The following is a 21092-nucleotide window of genomic DNA, read 5'->3' as shown; positions in this document are numbered from 1 at the left end:
GGTTGCCGGTGGCGTTTCGAGTTTAGTGAGTTTCGCCGCCGCCCTGGCAGGCGCCTGTCACCGGTGGGACCGGCGCCGGCCACGGCTGCGGACCGGCCTCACACTTCCAGCCATTCCTTGCGCGTGGCGGCATCGGCGCGCAGCTGCTCGGGCGTGCCGTCGAACACGATGCTGCCGCGACCCATGACCAGCGCGCGATCGGAGATCTGCATCGCGATGGTCAGCTTCTGCTCGATCAGCAGCACCGAGACGCCGCGCTCCTTCAGCGTCTTCAGGTACTCGGCGACCAGCTCGACGATCTTCGGCGCCAGCCCCTCGGTCGGCTCGTCGATCATGATCAGGTCCGGGTTGCCCATCAGCGTGCGGCACAGCGTCAGCATCTGCTGCTCGCCGCCCGACATCACGCCGGCCTCCGTGTGCTCGCGCTCCTTCAGGCGCGGGAACATGGCGTACATGTCGTCGAACGACCAGCGGCTGCCCTGTCCCGCACCCTTCTGCCCGAGCAGCAGGTTCTGGTGCACCGTCAGGCGCGGAAACACGTCGCGGCTCTCCGGCACGTAGCCGAGCCCCATGTGGGCGATCTCGTAGGCCTTGCGGCCGTGGATGTTCCGGCCCTTCCAGGCGATGATGCCTTCGCTGTGCACCAGGCCCATGATGGCCTTGGCGGTGGTCGAGCGGCCCGAGCCGTTGCGACCCAGCAAGGCCACGATCTCGCCCGGCTGGACGTCGAAATCGACGCCGTGCAGCACGTGGCTCTTGCCGTAGTAGGCGTGCAAATCCTTCACGGTCAGCATGTCAATGTCCTGCCACTTGCGCGTCGGCGACGGAGGAGCCGAGATACGCCTCCTGCACGCGCGCGTTGGCGCGCACCGCCTCGGGCGTGTCGAAGGCGATCACCTCGCCGTACACCACCACCGCGATCTTGTCGGCCAGGCCGAACACCACGCCCATGTCGTGCTCCACCGTCAGCAGCGTCTTGCCTTCGGTGACCTTGCGGATCAGCTCGACGAAGTGCCGGGTCTCGCTGCGGCTCATGCCGGCGGTCGGCTCGTCCAGCAGGATGACGTCAGCGCCGCCGGCAATCGTCACGCCGATCTCCAGCGCGCGCTGCTCGGCGTAGGGCAGGTTCATCGCCAGCACGTCGCGCTTGCGCTCGAGCTGGATCATGCGCAGCAGTTCCTCGGTGCGCGCGTTCGCATCGTGCATGCGCGACAGGAAGCGCAGGAAGGTGTAGCGGTAGCCCAGCTTCCACAGCAGCGCGCAGCGCAGGTTCTCGAACACGCTGAGCTTCGGGAACAGGTTGGTGATCTGGAAGCTGCGCGCCAGCCCCATGCGGTTGATCTCGTAGGGCGGCTTGCCGTCGATGCGCTCGCCGTGCAGCAGCACCTCGCCGCTGGTCGGCGCCAGCCGCCCGCTGATCAGGTTGAACAGGGTCGACTTGCCGGCGCCATTGGGCCCGATGATGGCGACGCGCTCGCCCGGCCGCACCGCCAGGCTGGCGCCACGGATGATCTCGGTCTTGCCGAAGCTCTTGCGCAAGTCGCGCATCTCGATGGCGTAGCCGGCCGCCGCCGCGCTGGCGTTCATGCTTCGCCCTCCTGCTGGCGCTTGAGCACACCCTCGATCTCGGCGTTGACGGCGCTCCAGTTGCGCGCGAAGCGCCGGCGCGCCCACTCCAGCGCACCGGTGCCCAGCACGAACAGCGCGCCGCCCACGGCCCAGTGCGCGGCGCTGCTGGCGTGCAAGGTCAGGCCCAGGTAGTTCACCTCGTCCCCCATGGCGCGGTTGAGCTGCAGGTGGTAGATCATCTCGATCAGCGCGCCGGCGCCGACCAGCGTCAGCACGCCGGCGACCAGCACCAGCGCCAGCTGCGGCGCGATGCGGCCGAACTTGCCGTGCGCGGCCACGCGCAGGTTCATCATGATCAGGCTGGCGATGCCGCCCGGCGCGTACATCACCATGAAGACGAAGATCAGGCCCAGGTACAGCAACCAGGCCTTGGTCAGCTCCGACAGCAGCACGAAGGCGATCACCATCAGCACGCCGCCGATGATGGGGCCGAAGAAGAAGGTCGCGCCGCCGAGGAAGGTGAACAGCAGGTAGGCGCCGGAGCGGTTGGCGCCGACCACCTCGGCGGTGACCAGCTCGAACTGCAGCGCGCCCAGCCCGCCGGCGATGCCGGCGAAGAAGCCGGCCACGATGAAGGCCAGGTAGCGCACCCGCTGGGCGTTGTAGCCGACGAACTCGACCCGCTCGGGGTTGTCGCGCACGGCGTTCAGGATGCGCCCCAGCGGGGTCTGCGTGAAGGCGTACATCAGCAGCACGCAGACGAAGGTGTAGACCGCGATCAGGTAGTACACCTGCCGTGCCGGCCCGTAGCTGATGCCCATCACCGGCTCGCCGACCACGCGGTTGCCCGAGATGCCGGCCTCGCCGCCGAAGAACTCGGGCACCATCAGCGACATCGCGAACACCAGCTCGCCGATGCCGAGCGTGATCATGGCGAAAGTGGTACCGGCGCGCTTGGTGGTGACCCAGCCCAGCAGCACGGCGAAGAACAGGCCGGCCAGGCCGCCCACCAGCGGGAGCAGGCTGACCGGGATGTTGAAGCGCCCCGCCGTCACCGCGTTCAGCGCATGGATGGCGACGTAGGAGCCCAGCCCGGTGTAGACCGCGTGCCCGAAGCTGAGCATGCCGCCCTGCCCCAGCAGGATGTTGTAGGACAGGCAGGCGATGATGGCGATACCCATCTGCGCCAGCATGGTGACCGACAGGTTGCTGGTGAAGATGAGCGGCGCCACGACCAGCAGCAGGGCGAAGCCGCCCCAGAGCCCCAGGCGGCGGGCGTTCAGGCGCGGTGGCGCGACCGGGGTCGCGAGAGCTTGCGTGTTCATCAGTTTTCCCGCGCCCCCAGCAGCCCGCGCGGGCGCACGATCAGGATCAGCACCATCAGCAGGTAGGGCAGGATCGGCGCCACCTGCGACAGCGTCAGCTTGACCAGCGAGTTCTCGCGCATGGCGTCGCTGAGCGGGATGCCGAACTGCCCGGCCAGAGTGATGAAGGAGTAGTCGAAGGCCACGGCGAAGGTCTGCAGGACGCCGATCAGCAGCGAGGCGACGAAGGCGCCGGCCAGCGAGCCCATGCCGCCGACCACCACCACCACGAAGATGATCACACCGACGGTGGCCGCCATGGCCGGTTCGGTGACGTAGGTGCTGCCGCCGATCACGCCGGCCAGCGCCGCCAGTCCGGTGCCGGCGCCGAACACCAGCATGAACACGCGCGGCACGTTGTGGCCGAGCGACTCGACCATCTCCGGGTGCGTCAGCGCGGCCTGGATGATGTAGCCGATGCGGGTGCGCGTCAGCAGCAGCCAGATGCCGACCAGCATCAGCACCGCCACCAGCATCATCATGGCGCGCGTGGCCGGGAACGGCGAACACACCACCCGCACCGCGGCATCGGCGGCGCGGCAGGCCTCGGCCGGCGCGGCGCCCCACACCATGCGCATGCCGTCGACGGAGTGGTTGATCAGCGTGAAGGCCGGCCCGCGCAGCACCTCGGGCGGCAGGAACTCGACCGCCGGCCGGCCCCAGATCAGCTGCACCAGCTCGAGGATGATGTAGGACGCGCCGAAGGTGATCAGGAGTTCGGGCACGTGGCCGTACTTGTGCACCTTGCGCAGGCTGTACTTCTCGAACAGCGCACCCAGCGCCGCCACCAGGATCGGCGCCAGCACCAGCGCCGGCCAGAAGCCGATGATGCCGGACAGGGTGTAGCCGAAGTACGCGCCCACCATGTAGAAACTGGCATGGGCGAAATTCAGCACGCCCATCATGCTGAAGATCAGCGTCAGCCCCGAGCTGAGCATGAACAGCAGCAATCCATAGCTCACCCCGTTGAGCATGGAGATGATGAAAAACTCCATCCGTGGTCTTTCCTCGTGGTTGGCCCGTGTGCCGGGCCTGTCGTCACCGCTGCGCCCGGCCGCGGGATTCTCGCGGCCAGGCTGGGGATGGACAAGCTGCGCTCGCAGGCGCGGCGCGTCAGCCCCGCGACGCGCAGCGCCCGCCGGCGGCCATCAGGCCGGCCGCTTCATCTGGCAGGAAGTCGGCGTGCTCGACACGTAGGACGGGTATTCCGCCACCGGCGCCAGCGTCATGCCGGTGCCCTCCGGGCTGTAGGTGTACTTGCCGCCGGCCTTCTGCCACACCGTGATGTAGAGCGGCTGCTGCAGCTGGTGGTCGGCGCGGCGCATCTCGACCTCGCCGTTGAAGCCCTGGTACTTCAGGCCCTCGAAGGCCTTGGCCACCTTGACCGGATCGGTCGACTTGGCGTTGGCCATGGCCTGCGACAGGCCGGCGAAGGCGTTGGGGATGGCGCCGGTGAACATGTCGTCCTTGAAGCGGGTCTTGAAATCCTGCATCCACTTGGCCATCGGTCCGGTCATGTTGTAGTGCGCGTAGGCGACCTGGTAGACCTGACCCTCGCCGGTGCTGCCCAGCGCCGTCGGCGTGCCGGTCACGCCGGTGTAGTAGGTGAAGAACTTGCCGTTGTAGCCGCCCTCCTTGGCCGCCTTGATCAGCAGCGCCAGGTCGGAACCCCAGTTGCCGGTGATCACCGTGTCGGCGCCGGCCGCCTTGATCTTGGCGATGTAGGGCGCGAAGTCGCGCACCTGCGCCAGCGGGTGCAGGTCCTCGCCGACGATCTCGATGTCGGGACGCTTGCGCTTCAAGGTTTCCTTCGCGAACTTGGCGACCTGGTGGCCGTGCGAGTAGTTCTGGTTCAGCAGGAACACCTTGTGGACGTCCTTCTGGTCCTTCATGAAGCTGCTCATCGCCTCCATCTTCATCGAGGTGTCGGCGTCGAAGCGGAAGTGCCAGTAGTTGCACTTGCTGTTGGTGAAGTCGGGGTCGACCGCGGCGTAGTTCAGGTACATCAGCTCCTTGCCGGGGTTGCGCTCGTTGTGCTTGCTGATGCCGTCGATCAGCGCCGCCGCCACCGACGAGCCGTTGCCCTGCGCGACGTAGCGGATGCCCTGGTCGATCGCCGCCTTCAGCGCGTTGGCGCTCTCGGCCGGGCTGAGCTTGTTGTCGAACGCCACCAGCTCGAACTTGACGCCGGCCGGGTTGTTCTTGCTGAACTCCTCGGCGAAAAACTGCCAGCTGCGCATCTGGTTGGTCCCCAGCGGCCCCATCAGGCCGGTCTGCGGATCGATCAGCGCGATCTTGACGGTCTCGCCCTTCTGCGCCTGGGCGCTGCCCAGCACCGTCACCAGCGCCGCAGCGGCGAGCAGTTTGATTGCGAACTTCATAGCCTTGTCTCCTTCAGTTGGGCTACCCATGGATGCCGGCAGCGTAGCGCCGGCGACGAAGAAAAGCAGTCGGGTTTGCCCGCGAGCGCTGTCACCTGCGCGGCAGCCGCGCACGCCGCGCACGGGGCCTCAGGCATCGGGCAGCTTGTAATCCTTCAGCTGCTCGCGCAGCCTGGCCTTGAGCATCTTGCCGGTGGCGCCGATCGGGATCGCCTCCAGGAACACCACGTCATCGGGCATCTGCCACTTGGCCACCTTGCCGTCGTAGAAGGCGATCAGCTGCTCGCGCGTCAGCTCGACACCCGGCTTGCGCACCACCGCCACGATCGGCCGCTCGTCCCATTTCGGATGCGGCATGCCGATGCAGGCGGCCATCGCCACCGCCGGGTGCGCCATGGCGATGTTCTCGATGTCGATCGAGCTGATCCATTCGCCGCCCGACTTGATCACGTCCTTGCTGCGGTCGGTGATCTGCATGAAGCCGTCGGCGTCGATGGTGGCGACGTCGCCAGTCGGGAACCAGCCGTTCTTCAGCGGGTCGCCGCCCTCGCCCTTGAAGTACTGGTCGAGGATCCACGGGCCCTTGACGTGCAGGTCGCCATAGGTCTTGCCGTCCCAGGGCAGTTCCTGGCCGTCGTCGTCGACGATCTTCATGTCGACACCGAAGATGGCGCGGCCCTGCTTGAGCCGGATCTTCATCTTGTCCTGTTCCGGCAGCCGACGGTGCTTCTCCTTCAGCGTGCACACCGTGCCCAGCGGGCTCATCTCGGTCATGCCCCAGGCGTGCAGCACGTCGACGCCGTACTCGTCGCGGAAGGTGGCGATCATCGCTGGCGGGCAGGCCGAGCCGCCGATCACCGTGCGCGTCAGGGTGGAGAAGCGCAGCTTGTTGGCCGAGGTGTGGCCCAGCAGCATCTGCCAGATCGTCGGCACGCCGGCAGCGAAGGTCACGCCCTCGGCCTCCATCAGCTCGTACAGCGACTTGCCGTCCATCGCCGGCCCCGGAAACACCAGCTTGGCGCCGACCATCGCGGCCGAGTACGGCAGCCCCCAGGCGTTGACGTGGAACATCGGCACCACCGGCAGCGCGGCATCGCGCGCCGACAGGCCCATCACGTCGGGCAGCGCCGAAGCGTAGGCGTGCAGCACGGTGGAGCGGTGGCTGTACAGCGCCGCCTTCGGGTTGCCGGTGGTGCCGCTGGTGTAGCACATGCTCGAGGCGGTGCTCTCGTCGAACACCGGCCACTCGTAGTCCGGCGACTGACTGCCAAGCCAGGCCTCGTAGCTGATCAGGTTCGGGATGCCGGTGTCCGCCGGCAGCTTGTCGGCGTCGCACAGCGCGATCCAGTGCCTGACGGTCTTGCAGTGCGCGTGGATGCCCTGGATGATCGGCAGGAAGCTCATGTCGAAGCACAGCGCCTGATCCTCGGCATGGTTGAGAATCCAGGCGATCTGCTCCGGCAGCAGGCGCGGGTTGACGGTGTGCAGCACGCGCCCGGATCCGCTGACGCCGAAGTACAGCTCCAGGTGCCGGTAGCCGTTCCAGGCCAGGGTGCCGATCCGGTCGCCCGCCTTCAACCCCAGCGCGTCGATCGCGTTGGCCACCTGCTTGGCGCGCTGTTGCACGTCGGCCCAGGTGTAGCGGTGGATGTCCCCCTCGACGCGCCGCGACACGATCTCGCCGTCACCATGGTGTCGGGCGGCGAAGTCGATCAGCGACGAAATCAGCAGCGGATGGTTCTGCATCAAGCCCAGCATGGGTTCTCCTCTTGTTTCAGGTTGTGCCTGCGCCAAATACTAACTGGTTAACCTGCACGCACAAGCGCCGCAGCGCCATCCGCACGTCGCCTTGCCCTCCCCCAGCGGACTCACTCGGCGCGGATCCTGAGCTCGGTCTTGCCGGCATCGAACACCAGCCTGGCCGGCCAGGGTTGCCAGTTCACGCCCAGGCCCGGGTGGTTGGGGTTGCCGCTGCGGGCGAACGCCGCAAGGCTGTTCATCATCGCGCCCGACAGCGCCAGCCGGCCCGCTTTGTTGGCCGCGCCGCCGATCGCGTTGGAAAACAGCGAGGGCCCGAAGTTGCCGAACAGGAACGGCAGGTCGAACGCGTGCGCGGCGCCGTAGATGGTGTCCCAGGGCGCCGGCTCCTGCGCCCAGTCGAACTGGTAGTACCAGACGTTCGACTGCTGCGCGATCAGCGTGTCGAGCGCGTTGTCGCGGTTGGCGGTCATGAACAGGTAGCCCAGCAGATCGGTCTTGGCGGTCCAGCCGGTCTCGGGCGCTGACGACGGCACATAGGCCGGATTCAGGATGTCGGCCTCGGTCAGCGCGGTCGGCGCGTCGGGGTTGAAGCCCATCATCAGGTTGAAGCGTTCGGCATCGCCCATCTTGAAGCCGGGCGGCCCGCCGAACAGGGTCAGGAAGGGCGCGAACAGCTTGCCCTCGTTGCCGGTCATGCCGGCCAGCACCGGCACCCTGTGGTAGTTGCCGGCGGCAATCGCGCCGATCGGATCCTGCGGCATGAAACGGCCGTCGGGAATCGGGCCCGAACCGCCCAGGCCCTTGGTCAGCACCGTGGTCAGCAAGGCGCCGCCGTCCTTGCCGCGCAGGTAGCTGGCCACCTCGGCGGCGCTGCGCTCGGCGACCCAGGCCTGCGCGCCGGCGGCGTCGGCGGCCAGGCCATCGGCGATCAGCTGCGCCGCCAGCAGGCCGGCGCCCTGCGCGGCGTAGGTCGCGGCCGGCGCCAGCACCGGCAGCCGGCCGGCCGGCAGGTTGCTGGCCAGCGAGATGCCGCCCGACAGCGGCGCCGCCTTGTGGAACAGGCCGGCCGCACTCGGCGCCGTCATCAGCGCGTAGACATTGATGGCGCCGGCCGACTGCCCCATCAGGGTCACGTTGCCGGCGTCGCCGCCGAAGGCGGCGGCGTTGTCCTTGACGAACTTCAGTGCCTGCACCACGTCGAGCAGCGCGAAGTTGCCCGAATCCTCGGCCGCATCGCCGGTCTTGAGCTGCGCCAGGTTGAGGAAGCCCAGTGCGCCGACGCGGTAGTTGGTCGTCACGACGACCGCGTTGGCCCGCTTCGCCAGCGCCGCGCCGTCGTACAGCGGATCGGCGCTGTAGCCGGAAATGTTGCTGCCGCCATAGACGAACACGATCACCGGCAGCTTGTCATCCTCGGTGGCGGGACGCCAGACGTTGAGCGTCAGGCAGTCCTCGTTGCCGACCGGCGTGTTCAGCGTGGTGGCGATGGTCGCGTCGTAGGTGTTGTTGGCGCCGGGCCCGTAGATGCGGCCCATCTGCAGGCAGGCGTGGCCGAACCGGGTGGCGTCGCGCACGCCCTGCCAGCGCTCGGGCGCCTGCGGCGCGCGCCAGCGCAGTTCGCCGACCGGCGGCCTGGCGAACGGAATGCCTTTCCAGGCGTAGGTGCCGTCCAACTCGGCGTTGTTGATGCCCTGGACGTCGCCGTGGCTGGTCGTCTTCAGCGCCAGCCGGGCCGGGTCATCCGAGCCGCCGCCGCAGGCGCTGAGCGCCAGGGCCGCCGTCACGGCCAGCGCCGGGAAAATACCACGCAGTCTGCTCATGTGTTGTCTCCTGTCGGGTGCTGCCTGCCATGCCGTCAGCATCGATCGGCCACGCATTCGCCGGCCCGGCTGACTGCGCCATTCTAGAAAGCGCGGGCGCCCGAGCGGCTGTCACAATGTGGCCAAAGCACTGACTTCTCAGGCCACGGCAGCTATCGGTTTCCCTAACATCGTGGAGCGCACCAGTTCGTCCACCTGGGTCAGGAGCCTGGCCGACATGTTCGCCTCGCAGGGGATCGACGTGCCCCGTTTGCTCGACGCCGTCGGCATCGACCCGCAGCTGCTCGAGCAGCCGCATGCACGCATCGGCGGCGACAAGCTGTCCGAACTGTGGGAGCTGGCGGTGGCCTGGTCGGGCAACCCGTACCTGGGCCTGGATCGCGAGCGGGTGACGCGCTTCGTCAACTTCGATGTAGTCGCCTACCCGATGCTGAGCAGCCCCACCCTGCTGGCCGGCCTGCGCAGCCTGTCACGCTACATGGCGCTGCTGTCGGATGCGACCACGCTGGAACTGGTGAACGACCAGGGTGGCTGCTGGTATGTCATCGACCACATCGGTGCCACGCGGCCGGTGCCGCGGCAGCGGCAGGAACACGCCCTGCTGGCATCGCTGATCCTGTGTCGCTGGATCACGCGGCGGCCGATCCAGCCGCTGGCGGTCGAGCTGCGCCACGCGCGCCCACTCGATCCGGCGCCCTATCAGCAGGCCTTCGGCTGTCCGGTCCGTTTCGACCAACCGTGGACGCGCATGCTGCTCGCGTCGGAGGACATGAACGGCGCCCTGCCCTCGCACAACCCGCTGCTGCAGCCGATGCTGACGCGCGCCATGGACGAGCGGCTGGAAGTACTCGGCCACAGCAGCCTGAGCCGGCGCGTCAGCGACGAGATCCTGCGCCGCCTGCACCAGGGCGAGCCGCGCCGCCAGGACATCGCGGACCACCTGGCCATGGCCGACCGCACGCTGCAGCGCCGGCTGCAGGAGGAGCACACCAGTTACCAGCAGGTGCTCGATGCAGTCCGGCGCGAACTCGCGGCCAGCCAGCTGGCCGACCCACGCTACAGCCTGGCCCAGATCGCCGACGCGCTGGGCTTCGCCGACCAGAGCAACTTCTTCCGCGCCTGCCGGCGCTGGTTTGGCGTCTCGCCCGGGCGCTACCGCGAGCAGCTGGCACAGCTGAGCTGACGCGACCCGCGAACCGGGCGTGCGCTGACGGAGCCGATGCCAAGCCTTCGATGGCGGTGGTCGCATGGCGCCGGCCGCGAGCACGATCTGTTGCGCGGGGCGACAATGCGTCATGCAAGATGTGATGCTGCCGGTGCGCCCTCAGCTTGATCTCGGCTGGGTCTGGCGCAACCGCTTTGCCAACCTCGGCTCCGCCTTCTACACCGCGTTGCCGCCGATCGCGCTGCGCGATCCGTACTGGGTCGCGCGCAGCCGGTCGATGGCGCGCGAACTGGGTCTGGAAGACGACTGGTGGCGTACGCAGGAGGCGCTGGAGGCGTTTTCCGGCAACCGGCCGCTTGCCGGCAGCCAGCCGCTGGCCAGCGTCTACAGCGGGCACCAGTTCGGCGTCTGGGCCGGCCAGCTCGGTGACGGCCGCGCCATCCTGCTGGGCGAGGTCGAGACGCCGGGCGGCGGCTCGCTCGAACTGCAGCTCAAGGGCAGCGGCCTGACGCCCTATTCGCGCATGGGCGACGGGCGCGCCGTGTTGCGCTCGTCGATCCGCGAATTCCTGGTCAGCGAGGCCATGCACGGGCTTGGCATCCCGACCACACGCGCCCTGTGCATCACCGGTTCCGACCAGCCTGTGCGGCGCGAGCAGATCGAGACCGCCGCCGTCATCACGCGCACGGCGCCCAGCTTCATCCGCTTCGGCCATTTCGAGCATTTCTGCCACCATGGCCTGCATGCCGAGTTGAAGCAGCTGGCGGATTTCGTCATCGATCATTTCTTCCCCGAGTGCGGTGACGCCGCCGCGCCGGTCGCCGCGCTGCTCGAAGCCGTCACGCGGCGCACCGCCCAGCTGATCGCGCAGTGGCAGGCGGTCGGCTTCATGCACGGTGTGATGAACACCGACAACATGAGCATCCTGGGCCTGACCATCGACTATGGCCCGTTCCAGTTCATGGATGGCTTCAATCCCGACCACATCTGCAACCACTCCGACCACGGCGGCCGCTACGCCTACCGGCGCCAGCCGCCGATCGCGCACTGGAACCTGTTCGCCCTCGGGCAGGCGCTGCTGCCGCTGATCGGCGAGCCGGACACCGCGATGGCGGCGCTGGCGCCTTACGAAGAAGTCTTTGCCGCCGAACTGCGCCAGCGCCTGGCGGCCAAGCTCGGTTTCACTGCCGCCTCCGAGGGCACGCGCACGCTGGCCGACGACATGCTGCGGCTGATGGCGCGCGAGCGTACCGACTTCACGATCTTCTGGCGCCGCCTGGCCCACCACGCCGCCGGCGCGCCCGCCGCCAGCGTGAGCGAGTTGTTCTTCGACCGCGCCGCGATCGACGCGCTGCTGGCGCGCTACCAGGCGCTGATGCATGATCCGGCCGAGGCCTTCGACGCCGGTCTGGCGCTGCGCCACAACCCGTCCATCGTGCTCCGCAACCACCTGGCCGAGCAGGCCATCGCGCAGGCCAGGAACAAGGACTTCCAGATGATCCAGGATCTGCTGGCCGCGCTGGAACACCCCTGCGACGAACACCCGGCCCACCCGGAATGGGCCGGGTTCCCGCCCGACTGGGCGTCCGACATCCAGATCAGTTGCTCATCATGACCCATCCCGTACAGAAAACCGACGCCGAGTGGCGTGCCCTGCTGGAAAAAAAAGGCGCCGAAGCCCCGGCCTTCGAGGTCACCCGCCATGCCGCCACCGAGCGCCCCTTCACCGGCAAGTACGAGCAGCACTGGGCCGACGGCAGCTACCACTGCGTCTGCTGCGGCACCAAGCTGTTCGAGTCCGGCACCAAGTTCGACGCCGGCTGCGGCTGGCCCAGCTTCTCGCTGGCGATTGCCGGCACCATCGAGGAGCGGCGCGACTTGAGCCACGGCATGGTGCGCGTCGAGACCGTGTGCGCCAACTGCGGCGCCCACCTGGGCCACGTGTTCAACGACGGCCCGGCACCGACCGGCCTGCGCTACTGCATGAACTCGGCTTCGCTCGACTTCGCGCCCAAGTAAACTCGGCGCCTCATGAAGGTATTGCTCGACTTCCTGCCGATCCTGCTGTTCTTCGTCGCCTACAAGCTGCAGGGCATCTACGTCGGCACCGCCGTGCTGATGGCCGCCACCGTGGTCCAGATGGCCATCATCTACGCCATCGACAAGAAGCTGACCACCATGCACAAGGCCACGCTGGCCTTGATCCTGATCTTCGGCGCGCTGACCCTGTCCTTGCAGGACGACCGTTTCATCAAGTGGAAACCCACGGTGCTCTACGCCGCCATGGCGCTGGCGTTGGCGGTGGCGCTGTGGGCCTTCCGCAAGAACTTCCTCAAGATGATGCTGGGCAGCCAGCTCAGCCTGCCGGATCCCGTCTGGCACCGTCTCACCGTGGCCTGGGTGCTGTACTGCCTGTTCATGGCGGCGCTCAACGGCTACATCGCCGCCTACTTCTCGACCGATGCCTGGGCCAACTTCAAGCTCTGGGGCTACGTGTTCCCGGTCGCCTTCATCCTCGGCCAGGGCCTGTACGTGGCACGCCACCTGAGCGACGACACGGCGGAGGTCGAGACACCACCCGGAGGATCGACATGAGTACCGCCCTGGCCGACCGCATGGCCGCACACCTGCGCACGCAACTGGAGCCGACCGAGCTCGAGGTGCTGGACGAAAGCTGGCAGCACGATGGTCACGCCGGCGCCAACGGCACCGGCTTCGGCACCCATTTCCGGGTCCGCATCGCGGCGCCCGGCTTCGACGGCAAGAGCCGCGTGGCGCGGCACCGGCTTGTGTATGATGCGCTGCAGATTTTCATCGACCAGGATGGCGTGCACGCCATCGCGATCGAGACCCGCTGAGAACTTTTTCGGCTCCGGCCCGCTCTCACACCGCTTGCAAGCGTTCCTCCCCCGGCCCGGCAGGGCTTTCCTCCCGTTTTGAGACCATGAAAAAACAGCTTCTGGCCGCGTCCGCAGCGGCATTGTTGTCCAGCGCCCTGGCCTTGCCCGTGATGGCGCAGAACGTCGCCGTCGTCAACGGCAAGCCGGTGCCCAAGACGCGCCTGACCGCGCTTGAGGAACAAGTCAAGGCGCAGGCCGAGCGCACAGGCCGGCCGGTGCCGGCGGAGGTCGCGGGGCAGTTGCGCGAAGAAGTCGTCGCACGCGAGATCTTCATGCAGGAAGCCGAGCGCCGCGGCCTGCAGGCCACGCCCGCATTTCGCGCCAAACTGGAACTGGCGCGCCAGGGCGTGCTGATCAACGAGCTGTTCGCCGACTTCCAGAACAAGAACAAGGTGACCGACGCCGAGGCCAAGGCCGAATACGACCGCATCGTCGCCGCGCAGGCACCGGCGGCCGGCGCCAAGGAGTACAAGGCCAGCCACATCCTGGTCGAGACCGAGGACGAGGCCAAGGCGCTGATCGGCCAGATCAAGGGCGGCGGCAGTTTCGAGGAACTGGCCAAGACCAAGTCCAAGGACCCGGGCTCCGGCGCCCAGGGCGGCGACCTCGGCTGGGCCAACCCGTCCGGCTACGTGCGCGAGTTCGCCGACGCCCTCGGCAAGCTGGGCAAGGGCCAGCTGACCGATGCGCCGGTGAAGTCGCAGTTCGGCTACCACGTGATCCGCGTCGACGACCTGCGCGACGCCAAAGCGCCCGAGCTGCCGAAGTTCGAGGACGTCAAGCCGCAGATCACGCAGCAGCTGCAGCAGCAGAAGCTGGTCAAGTTCCAGGAGGAACTGCGCGCCAAGGCCAAGGTCGAGTAAGCACGCACCCGAAGGTCCGCGCGACCCGCATCAAGACATAAGGCCTGCCGGAGAACCCGGCAGGCCTTTTGTCTTGTACTGAAAAAGTCAGCTCATGCGGAATCGCGTTCGAAAATATGGAACCGTTCAGGCTGAGCCCGTCGAAGCCCTGCCAATCGCCTTCACTTCGACAGGCCTGTCCTGAGTTCGCCGAAGGGCTCAGTGTGAACGGTTATTCATGCTGCCGAGCGCCAATCGGTATCAGGTCATCAGCTCACAGCGCCAGCCGCGCCCGCGCCTCGGCGTATTCGCGCTTCAGGCGCGCGATCAGCTCGGCCGCCGGCACCACCTGCTTGATGGCGCCGATGCCCTGGCCGCAGCCCCAGATGTCCTTCCAGGCCTTGGCGCCGCCGCCGGCACCAAAATCCATCTTGCTGGGGTCGCTCTCGGGCAGCTTGTCCGGGTCCATGCCGGCGTTGCGGATGCTGCCCTTCAGGTAGTTGCCCAGCACGCCGGTGTAGAAGTTGCTGTAGACGATGTCGTCGGAATCGCTCTCGCAGATCATCTGCTTGTAGGCATCGACGGCGCGCGCCTCGTGGGTGGCGATGAAGGCCGAGCCGATGTAGGCGAAGTCGGCTCCGCAAGCCTGCGCCGCCAGCACCGCGCCGCCCGAGGCGATGGCGCCCGACAGCGCCACCGGGCCGTCGAACCACTCGCGGATCTCCTGCACCATGGCGAACGGGCTCTTGGCGCTGGCGTGGCCGCCGGCGCCGGCGGCCACCGGAATCAGGCCATCGGCGCCCTTCTCGATCGCCTTGTGCGCGAAGCGGTTGTTGATGACGTCGTGCATCACGATACCGCCCCACGAGTGCACGGCTTGATTCACGTCCTCGCGCGCGCCCAGGCTGGTGATGACGATCGGCACCCGGTACTTGGCGCACACCTGCATGTCGTGCTCGAGCCGATCGTTGCTCTTGTGCACGATCTGGTTGATGGCGAACGGCGCCGCCGGGTTGTCCGGGTTGGCCTTGTCCCACGCCGCCAGGCCTTCGGTGATCTCGGCCAGCCATTCGTCGAGCTGCGCCGCCGGACGCGCGTTCAGCGCCGGCATCGAGCCGACCACGCCGGCGGTGCACTGGGCAATGACCAGCTTCGGGTTGCTGATGATGAACAGTGGCGCCCCGATGACGGGGAACTTCAGCCGCTGCAGCACGGGAGGCAAGGTGGACATAAATGCTTTCTTGAAACGAATGCGTGGCGATCGCGTCCAGACCTGCCGATCGGCAGGCGCTGGCGATCAGAAAAACAACGCGTCAGCGCAAGGCGCTCAGAACGCCTCCAGCGGCATCGCGGTGATACTGTCGGCACCCTCGACGATGGCGTCGCGCACGCCCGGGATGCGCGTCAGGATGTGGTCGGCATAGAAGCGCGCGGTGGCAATTTTCGCCTTCATGAAGGCCGCATCCTGGCCCTGCGCCAGTTGCTGCTCGGCCACCAGCAGGGCCCGGCCGAGCTGCCAGCCGGCCACCAGGTTGCCGGCCAGCAGCATGTAGGGCACGCTGCCCGCGTAGGCGGCGTTCGGATCGGCCTTGGCCTGGGCCACGATGAAGTCCACCACGTCGAGGAAGGCCTGACGCCCGGCAGCCAGGCGTCTGGCCACCGCCTGCGCATCGGCGCCGCCGGCGGCCAGTTCGCGCTCGGTCGCCTCGATCTGGGCCGCGATGGCCCTGGCCATCTGGCCGCCGTCGCGCGCGGTCTTGCGGCCGACCAGATCGTTGGCCTGGATCGCGCTGGTGCCTTCGTAGATGGTCAGGATCTTGGCGTCGCGGTAGTACTGGGCGGCGCCGGTTTCCTCGATGAAGCCCATGCCGCCGTGCACCTGCACGCCGAGGTCGGTGACCTGCAGGCTCATCTCGGTGCTGTAGCCCTTGACCAGCGGCACCATGAACTCATAGAAAGCCTGATTCTGCCGGCGGACTTCCGCGTCCGGGTGGTGGTGTGCGGCGTCGTAGGCGGCAGCGGCCACGCTGGCCATGGCGCGGCAGCCCTCGGTCAACGCGCGCATGGTCATCAGCATGCGGCGCACGTCGGGGTGGTGGATGATGGTCGCCGGGCCCTTGACGCTGCCGTCGACCGGGCGGCTTTGCACGCGCTCGCCCGCGTACTGCACTGCCTTCTGGTAGGCGCGCTCGGCGATCGCGATGCCCTGCACGCCGACCGCGTAGCGCGCCGCGTTCATCATGATGAACATGTATTCGAGGCCACGGTTCTCCTCGCCGACCAGGTAGCCCACGGCGCCGCCGTGGTCGCCGTACTGCAGCACGGCGGTGGGGCTGGCCTTGATGCCCATCTTGTGCTCGATGCTGACGCAGTAGACGTCGTTGCGCTCGCCCAGGCTGCCATCCTGCTGGACCAGGAACTTCGGCACCACGAACAGGCTGATGCCCTTGACGCCTTCGGGCGCGCCGGCCACGCGCGCCAGCACCAGGTGCACGATGTTGTCGGCCATGTCGTGCTCGCCGTAGGTGATGAAGATCTTGGTGCCGAACACCTTGTAGGTACCGTCCGGCTGCGGCTCGGCGCGCGAGCGCACCATGGCCAGGTCGCTGCCGGCCTGCGGCTCGGTCAGGTTCATGGTGCCGGTCCACTCGCCGGAGATCAGCTTCTCCAGGTAGGTCGCCTTGAGTTCATCGCCACCCGCGGTCAGCAGCGCCTCGATGGCGCCGTCGGTCAGCAGCGGGCACAGCGCGAAGCTGAGGTTGGCCGAGTTGAGGATCTCGCCGCAGGCTGCGCCGATGGTCTTGGGAAGGCCCTGGCCGCCGAAGTCGGCCGGGTGCTGCAGGCCCTGCCAGCCGCCTTCGGTGTACTGCTGGTAGGCCTGCTTGAAGCCGGCGCTGGTGGTCACCTCGGTGCCGGCGTGCGAGGACGGCGCCTTGTCGGCCTCGTAGTTGAGCGGCGCCACCACTTCCTCGTTGAAGCGTGCGCACTCCTCCAGCACGGCCTGTGCGGTTTCGAGGCCGGCGTCCTCGAAGCCGGGGATCTGCGCGATCTCGTCGATGCGCGCCAGATGCTCGATGTTGAACAGCAGGTCCTTGACGGGCGCCTTGTAGCTCATGGTTCGCTCCTCAAACAGCTCTTGGTCGAAAAAACAAAGGGCATCGCACGCGACGCCCTTGCAAGGATGGAAGGCGGCCCGCCATCCGGCGCGGCCACCACACCAGTCAAAGGGCCTTGGTCAGCTCCGGCACGGCCTGGAACAGATCGGCCACCAGGCCGTAGTCGGCGACGCTGAAGATCGGCGCCTCCTCGTCCTTGTTGATGGCCACGATGACCTTGGAGTCCTTCATGCCCGCCAGGTGCTGGATCGCCCCCGAGATGCCGACCGCTACGTACAGCTCGGGCGCGACGATCTTGCCGGTCTGCCCCACCTGCAGATCGTTGGGCGCGTAGCCGGCATCGACCGCGGCGCGGCTGGCACCGATGGCAGCGCCCAGCTTGTCGGCCAGCGGCATGATGAATTCGTCGAACTTCTCGGCGCTGCCCAGCGCGCGGCCGCCGGAGACGATGACCTTGGCGGCGGTCAGCTCGGGCCGGTCGCTCTTGGCGATCTCCTGGCCGACGAAGCTGCTCTTGCCGCTGTCGGGCGTGGCGCTGACGGTTTCGACAGCTCCATTGCCGCCCTCGGCTGCCGCGGCATCGAAGCCGGTGGTGCGCACGGTGATGACTTTCTTGTCATCCTGGCTCTGCACCACGGCAATCGCGTTGCCGGCGTAGATCGGGCGCTCGAAGGTGTCGGGGCTGTCGACCTTGGTGATGTCGCTGATCTGGGCGACGTCCAGCTTGGCGGCCACGCGCGGGGCGACGTTCTTGCCGTTGGCGGTGGCCGGGAACAGGATGTGGCTGTAGCCGCCGGCCAGCGCCAGCACCTGAGCGGCAACGTTCTCGGCCAGGCCGTGGGCGAAGGCTTCGCTGTCGGCGCGCAGGACCTTGGCGACACCGGCAATCTGCGCCGCGGCCTGGGCGGCGGCACCGGCGTTGTGGCCGGCAACCAGGACGTGGACGTCGCCACCGCAGGCAAGGGCCGCGGTGACGGTGTTGAGAGTGGCGCCCTTGATGGCGGCGTGGTCGTGTTCAGCGATGACGAGTGCGGTCATGTTGTTGGTCTTCCCTGCTGGTTTCAGATGACTTTGGCTTCGTTCCTGAGCTTGTCGACCAGGGTGGCGACGTCAGGCACCTTGATGCCGGCGCCGCGCTTGGGCGGCTCCATCACCTTGAGGGTCTTCAGGCGCGGGCTGACGTCGACGCCCAGATCTTCCGGCTTGAAGACGTCGAGCTGCTTTTTCTTGGCCTTCATGATGTTGGGCAGGGTGACGTAGCGCGGCTCGTTCAGGCGCAGGTCGGTGGTGACGACGGCCGGCAGGCTGATGGCAATGGTTTCCAGGCCGCCGTCGACTTCGCGCGTGACCTTGGCCTGGCCGCCGTCGATCTCGACCTTGCTGGCGAAGGTGGCCTGCGGCAGGTCGGCCAGCGCGGCCAGCATCTGGCCGGTCTGGTTGGCGTCGTCGTCGATGGCCTGCTTACCGAGGATGATGAGCTGGGGCTGCTCCTTGTCGATCAGGGCCTTGAGCAGCTTGGCGACGGCCAGCGGCTGCAGTTCTTCAGCAGTCTCGACCAGGATGCCGCGGTCGGCGCCGATGGCCATGGCGGTGCGCAGGGTTTCCTGGCACTTGGCCTCGCCGCAGGAGACGGCGATGATCTCGGTGACGACGCCCTTCTCCTTCAGGCGCACGGCCTCTTCGACGGCAATCTCGTCGAAGGGGTTCATGCTCATCTTGACGTTGGCGATGTCGACACCGCTTTGGTCCGACTTCACACGCACCTTGACGTTGTAGTCCACTACGCGCTTGACGGCAACGAGGGCTTTCATGGCTGGGTTCTCCGGTTCTTGAACACTGACTCAGGCCTCGCGCGGCGCTTGCCGCACGGGCTGACCATTGGGGATTTTAGTTCAGGGGCATCGGCCTTCCGCCCCTTGGCATCCCGCAGGTGACAACCGCCCGCACTCAGGCGGCCGACAGCGGCGGCGCCGGCTCGGCATGCGGCGACGGCGGGGGCACTGCGCCGGGCACCGGCAGCTGGTGCACCACCCGCTGCGGGTACGGGATGTCGATACCGTGTGCACGCAGCGCGGCCAGGACGGCGAGGTTGACTTCCGAGCGCAGCCCGAGCTGCCCCGCGGTCGGCTCGTCCATCCAGTAGCCCACCGTGAATTCCAGCCCGTCAGCACCGAACCCCGTCAGCAGCGCCGACGGCGCCGGCTGCCGCAGCACGCGCTCGCAACTGAGCGCCGCCTGACGCAGCAACTGCTGCACCTGTTCGGGATCGGCGTCGTAGGCCACCGAAACCACCGTCGATTGCCACATGCGCCGGTCGGCCAGCGACATGTTCTCGATGCGCTGCGTCACCATCATCTCGTTCGGCACGATGGATTCGCGTCCGCTCAGCGCGCGCACCACGGTGTAGCGCGCGCGGATGTCGGTCACCTGCCCCTCGAAGCCGTCGACGCGCACCATGTCGCCGATGCGCACCGCGCGTTCGGTCAGCACCACGAAGCCCGACACGTAGTTGGCCGCCAGCCGCTGCAGACCCAGGCCGATGCCGACGCCGATGGCGCCGCCGAACACCGACAGCGCCGTCAGGTCGATCCCGACCGCGGTCAGCGCGATGAGCACCGCCATGAAGACCAGCACTGCGCGCAAGCCCTGCGCCAGCACCTTGCGCAGCGACAGGTTGCTGCCCACCGCACCGCGCAGCAGCCGGTTCTCGACCACCGACGACAGCCACAGCGCCAGCAGCAGCGCCAGGCCGACGTTGAGGACACCCTCGATCAGTTCCCGCAGCGTCAGGTCGTCCTCGCCGAACTGCCAGCTGACGCCATCGGCCTCTTCCAGCAGCACTGGCAGCAGGCCGCTGACCCACAGCACCACGCCGATCCAGCCCAGCCAGGACAGCGTGCGCTCCAGCATGCGCACGCCGTGCACCCCGGGGAAAACCTGCCGCAGCACCTTGACGCCGAGCCGGATCGCGGCCAGCGCGATCAGCGCCGGCAGCGCGATGCGAAACAGCAGCGTCACCATGTCCAGGCGCGCCATCACCAGGCTGGCGACCCAGGTCAGGCCCAGCCACAGCAGCGGAAACAGCGCGCCATCGAAGCCGCGATGACCGAGCAGGATCGGCGCGCGGACCTGCTGCGCATCGGCGTGCCAGCCGCGCTGCAGCAACTGCACCAGCGCCCAGGCCAGCAGGCCGCAGACCGCGATGACGCCGATCTCGATCAGCGTTTCCGGCTGCGTAATCGCCTCCCACCAGGCCTGCCAGTCGTCGATGCTCAGGCCGGCGCTGCGCGCCAGCTCGGGTGTCGCCAGCTTGGTCAGCCCGCTTTGCGCCACGCGGGTTCCCGCTTGTCGATGAAGGCCTGAAGGCCCTCCTGGGCCACTTCCAGCATCATGTTGCAGGACATGGTCTGGCCGGCCAGCTGGTAGGCGGCCTCGATGCCGAGCTCGCGCTGGCGGTAGAACAACTCCTTGCCGACCGCAATCGCCGCGCGCGGCTTGGCCAGGATGGCGGCGACCAGCTCCTCCACCGTGGCGTCCAGCTGCTCGGCCGGCACCACGCGGTTCACCAGACCACGCGCCTGCGCCTCGGCCGCGCTGATGAAGCCGCCCGTGAGCAGCATTTCCATCGCCTGCTTGGGCTGCATGTTGCGCACCAGCGGCACGCTGGGCGTGGAGCAGAACAGGCCGACATCGATGCCGTTGACGCCGAAGCGCGCGCTGTCGACGCTCACAGCCAGGTCGCACTGCGCCACCAGCTGGCAGCCCGCTGCCGTCGCCAGACCCTGGACGCGCGCGATCACCGGAATCGGCAGCTTGAGCAGCGAGACCATGACGCGGCTGCACTGCCCGAACAGGTCCTGGTAGTAGTCGAGCCGCGGGCTGGCCTTCATCTGCTTCAGGTCATGCCCGGCGCAGAAGGCCTTGCCCTCGGCGGCGATGACCAGCACGCGCGCCTGCTCGTCGGCGGCGATCAGGTCGATCCGGCGCTGCAACTCGCCCAGCACCTGCTCGCTCAGCACGTTGAAGGACCTGGGCTGGTTCAGCGTCAGCACATGCACGCCGCGCACATCGCGCCGGTGCAGCACGGGCGCATCGGACGCCGTTGAGGTATCGATCGATGTGGACATCACAAGCCTTCCAATTTGCTACGCGGATGGCCGCATTTGACCGCAAA

19 protein-coding genes and 1 pseudogene are annotated in these 21092 nt (G+C 67.7%); 6 read left to right on the top strand and 14 right to left on the bottom strand.

Annotated features, from left to right (window positions below; all coding sequences use genetic code 11):
• Positions 1-98: 98 nt before the first annotated feature.
• The 8 genes and pseudogenes from PK606_RS09350 to PK606_RS09320 form a co-directional block, all read right to left on the bottom strand.
• Positions 99-794 (bottom strand): ABC transporter ATP-binding protein, encoded by a 696-nt coding sequence (locus PK606_RS09350; RefSeq protein ID WP_324563115.1) that lies wholly within the window; start codon positions 792-794, stop codon positions 99-101.
• Between the two features lies 1 nt (position 795).
• A complete protein-coding gene (locus PK606_RS15955; protein ID WP_502920814.1) occupies positions 796-951 on the bottom strand; it encodes an ABC transporter ATP-binding protein C-terminal domain-containing protein in 156 nt (51 codons plus the stop codon).
• 99 nt (positions 952-1050) lie between these two features.
• A pseudogene (locus PK606_RS15950) lies at positions 1051-1497 on the bottom strand (ATP-binding cassette domain-containing protein); the annotation flags it as partial.
• 86 nt (positions 1498-1583) lie between these two features.
• Entirely contained in the window at positions 1584-2894 is a 1311-nt protein-coding gene (locus PK606_RS09340; protein ID WP_324563111.1) for a branched-chain amino acid ABC transporter permease, read from the bottom strand.
• Entirely contained in the window at positions 2894-3928 is a 1035-nt protein-coding gene (locus PK606_RS09335; protein ID WP_324563108.1) for a branched-chain amino acid ABC transporter permease, read from the bottom strand. The genes PK606_RS09340 and PK606_RS09335 overlap by 1 nt, the downstream gene beginning before the upstream one ends.
• A gap of 153 nt (positions 3929-4081) precedes the next feature.
• Positions 4082-5314 carry a branched-chain amino acid ABC transporter substrate-binding protein gene (locus PK606_RS09330; RefSeq protein WP_324563106.1) on the bottom strand — a complete coding sequence of 411 codons (1233 nt, stop codon included), beginning with the start codon at positions 5312-5314 and terminating at the stop codon, positions 4082-4084.
• 129 nt (positions 5315-5443) lie between these two features.
• Positions 5444-7072 (bottom strand): 3-(methylthio)propionyl-CoA ligase, encoded by a 1629-nt coding sequence (locus PK606_RS09325; RefSeq protein ID WP_324563104.1) that lies wholly within the window; start codon positions 7070-7072, stop codon positions 5444-5446.
• 110 nt (positions 7073-7182) lie between these two features.
• Positions 7183-8895 carry a carboxylesterase/lipase family protein gene (locus PK606_RS09320; protein WP_324563102.1) on the bottom strand — a complete coding sequence of 571 codons (1713 nt, stop codon included), beginning with the start codon at positions 8893-8895 and terminating at the stop codon, positions 7183-7185.
• A 172-nt stretch (positions 8896-9067) separates the two neighbouring features.
• Here PK606_RS09320 and PK606_RS09315 point away from each other — a divergent pair, with 172 nt between their 5' ends.
• The 6 genes from PK606_RS09315 to PK606_RS09290 all read left to right on the top strand — a co-directional run bounded on the left by PK606_RS09315 (position 9068) and on the right by PK606_RS09290 (position 13823).
• Positions 9068-10078, top strand: coding sequence for an AraC family transcriptional regulator (locus PK606_RS09315; RefSeq protein WP_324563100.1), 1011 nt, complete (start codon positions 9068-9070; stop codon positions 10076-10078).
• 112 nt (positions 10079-10190) lie between these two features.
• Entirely contained in the window at positions 10191-11675 is a 1485-nt protein-coding gene (locus tag PK606_RS09310; protein WP_324563098.1) for a protein adenylyltransferase SelO, read from the top strand.
• Entirely contained in the window at positions 11672-12079 is a 408-nt protein-coding gene (msrB, locus tag PK606_RS09305) for a peptide-methionine (R)-S-oxide reductase MsrB (protein ID WP_324563096.1), read from the top strand. The genes PK606_RS09310 and msrB overlap by 4 nt, the downstream gene beginning before the upstream one ends.
• Before the next feature lie 12 nt (positions 12080-12091).
• Entirely contained in the window at positions 12092-12655 is a 564-nt protein-coding gene (locus PK606_RS09300; protein WP_324563094.1) for a septation protein A, read from the top strand.
• Positions 12652-12918 carry a BolA family protein gene (locus PK606_RS09295; protein WP_324563092.1) on the top strand — a complete coding sequence of 89 codons (267 nt, stop codon included), beginning with the start codon at positions 12652-12654 and terminating at the stop codon, positions 12916-12918. Before PK606_RS09300 ends, PK606_RS09295 begins: the two co-directional genes overlap by 4 nt.
• Before the next feature lie 86 nt (positions 12919-13004).
• Positions 13005-13823, top strand: a complete 819-nt coding sequence (locus PK606_RS09290; protein WP_324563090.1) for a peptidylprolyl isomerase — start codon at positions 13005-13007, stop codon at positions 13821-13823.
• A gap of 253 nt (positions 13824-14076) precedes the next feature.
• Here the strand turns inward: PK606_RS09290 and PK606_RS09285 are convergent, their stop codons facing one another.
• The 6 genes from PK606_RS09285 to PK606_RS09260 all read right to left on the bottom strand — a co-directional run bounded on the left by PK606_RS09285 (position 14077) and on the right by PK606_RS09260 (position 21045).
• Positions 14077-15033, bottom strand: a complete 957-nt coding sequence (locus tag PK606_RS09285) for an NAD(P)H-dependent flavin oxidoreductase (protein WP_324563088.1) — start codon at positions 15031-15033, stop codon at positions 14077-14079.
• 96 nt (positions 15034-15129) lie between these two features.
• Positions 15130-16917 carry an acyl-CoA dehydrogenase gene (locus tag PK606_RS09280; RefSeq protein WP_324563085.1) on the bottom strand — a complete coding sequence of 596 codons (1788 nt, stop codon included), beginning with the start codon at positions 16915-16917 and terminating at the stop codon, positions 15130-15132.
• 106 nt (positions 16918-17023) lie between these two features.
• Positions 17024-17956: an electron transfer flavoprotein subunit alpha/FixB family protein gene (locus PK606_RS09275; RefSeq protein ID WP_324563082.1), complete on the bottom strand. Its 933-nt coding sequence runs from the start codon at positions 17954-17956 to the stop codon at positions 17024-17026.
• A gap of 23 nt (positions 17957-17979) precedes the next feature.
• On the bottom strand, positions 17980-18729 hold the full coding sequence (locus tag PK606_RS09270) for an electron transfer flavoprotein subunit beta/FixA family protein (RefSeq protein WP_324563080.1): 750 nt from the start codon (positions 18727-18729) through the stop codon (positions 17980-17982).
• Positions 18730-18865: 136 nt separating this feature from the next.
• Positions 18866-20251 carry a mechanosensitive ion channel family protein gene (locus tag PK606_RS09265; protein WP_324563078.1) on the bottom strand — a complete coding sequence of 462 codons (1386 nt, stop codon included), beginning with the start codon at positions 20249-20251 and terminating at the stop codon, positions 18866-18868.
• The gene (locus tag PK606_RS09260) at positions 20233-21045 is read right to left on the bottom strand and encodes an enoyl-CoA hydratase (RefSeq protein ID WP_324563076.1); all 813 of its coding nucleotides are present in this window, start codon (positions 21043-21045) and stop codon (positions 20233-20235) included. The genes PK606_RS09265 and PK606_RS09260 overlap by 19 nt, the downstream gene beginning before the upstream one ends.
• Positions 21046-21092: the final 47 nt, after the last annotated feature.

This window comes from Ottowia sp. (genome assembly GCF_035444425.1).
Taxonomy (GTDB): Bacteria; Pseudomonadota; Gammaproteobacteria; order Burkholderiales; family Burkholderiaceae_C; genus Ottowia.
The sequence above is the reverse complement of the archived record's forward strand: the minus strand, read 5'-3'. Positions and strand labels throughout refer to the sequence as shown.

Excerpts from the sequence above, each read along its gene's own strand:
- PK606_RS09300 (WP_324563094.1), top strand. The coding sequence starts at position 12,092 with ATGAAGGTATTGCTCGACTTCCTGCCGATCCTGCTGTTCTTCGTCGCC.
- PK606_RS09340 (WP_324563111.1), bottom strand. The coding sequence starts at position 2,894 with ATGAACACGCAAGCTCTCGCGACCCCGGTCGCGCCACCGCGCCTGAAC.
- PK606_RS09270 (WP_324563080.1), bottom strand. The coding sequence starts at position 18,729 with ATGAAAGCCCTCGTTGCCGTCAAGCGCGTAGTGGACTACAACGTCAAG.
- PK606_RS09320 (WP_324563102.1), bottom strand. The coding sequence starts at position 8,895 with ATGAGCAGACTGCGTGGTATTTTCCCGGCGCTGGCCGTGACGGCGGCC.
- PK606_RS09260 (WP_324563076.1), bottom strand. The coding sequence starts at position 21,045 with ATGTCCACATCGATCGATACCTCAACGGCGTCCGATGCGCCCGTGCTG.
- PK606_RS15955 (WP_502920814.1), bottom strand. The coding sequence starts at position 951 with ATGGGCGTGGTGTTCGGCCTGGCCGACAAGATCGCGGTGGTGGTGTAC.
- PK606_RS09295 (WP_324563092.1), top strand. The coding sequence starts at position 12,652 with ATGAGTACCGCCCTGGCCGACCGCATGGCCGCACACCTGCGCACGCAA.
- PK606_RS09335 (WP_324563108.1), bottom strand. The coding sequence starts at position 3,928 with ATGGAGTTTTTCATCATCTCCATGCTCAACGGGGTGAGCTATGGATTG.
- PK606_RS09310 (WP_324563098.1), top strand. The coding sequence starts at position 10,191 with ATGCAAGATGTGATGCTGCCGGTGCGCCCTCAGCTTGATCTCGGCTGG.
- PK606_RS09285 (WP_324563088.1), bottom strand. The coding sequence starts at position 15,033 with ATGTCCACCTTGCCTCCCGTGCTGCAGCGGCTGAAGTTCCCCGTCATC.
- PK606_RS09330 (WP_324563106.1), bottom strand. The coding sequence starts at position 5,314 with ATGAAGTTCGCAATCAAACTGCTCGCCGCTGCGGCGCTGGTGACGGTG.
- PK606_RS09290 (WP_324563090.1), top strand. The coding sequence starts at position 13,005 with ATGAAAAAACAGCTTCTGGCCGCGTCCGCAGCGGCATTGTTGTCCAGC.
- PK606_RS09280 (WP_324563085.1), bottom strand. The coding sequence starts at position 16,917 with ATGAGCTACAAGGCGCCCGTCAAGGACCTGCTGTTCAACATCGAGCAT.
- PK606_RS09325 (WP_324563104.1), bottom strand. The coding sequence starts at position 7,072 with ATGCTGGGCTTGATGCAGAACCATCCGCTGCTGATTTCGTCGCTGATC.
- PK606_RS09350 (WP_324563115.1), bottom strand. The coding sequence starts at position 794 with ATGCTGACCGTGAAGGATTTGCACGCCTACTACGGCAAGAGCCACGTG.
- msrB (WP_324563096.1), top strand. The coding sequence starts at position 11,672 with ATGACCCATCCCGTACAGAAAACCGACGCCGAGTGGCGTGCCCTGCTG.
- PK606_RS09275 (WP_324563082.1), bottom strand. The coding sequence starts at position 17,956 with ATGACCGCACTCGTCATCGCTGAACACGACCACGCCGCCATCAAGGGC.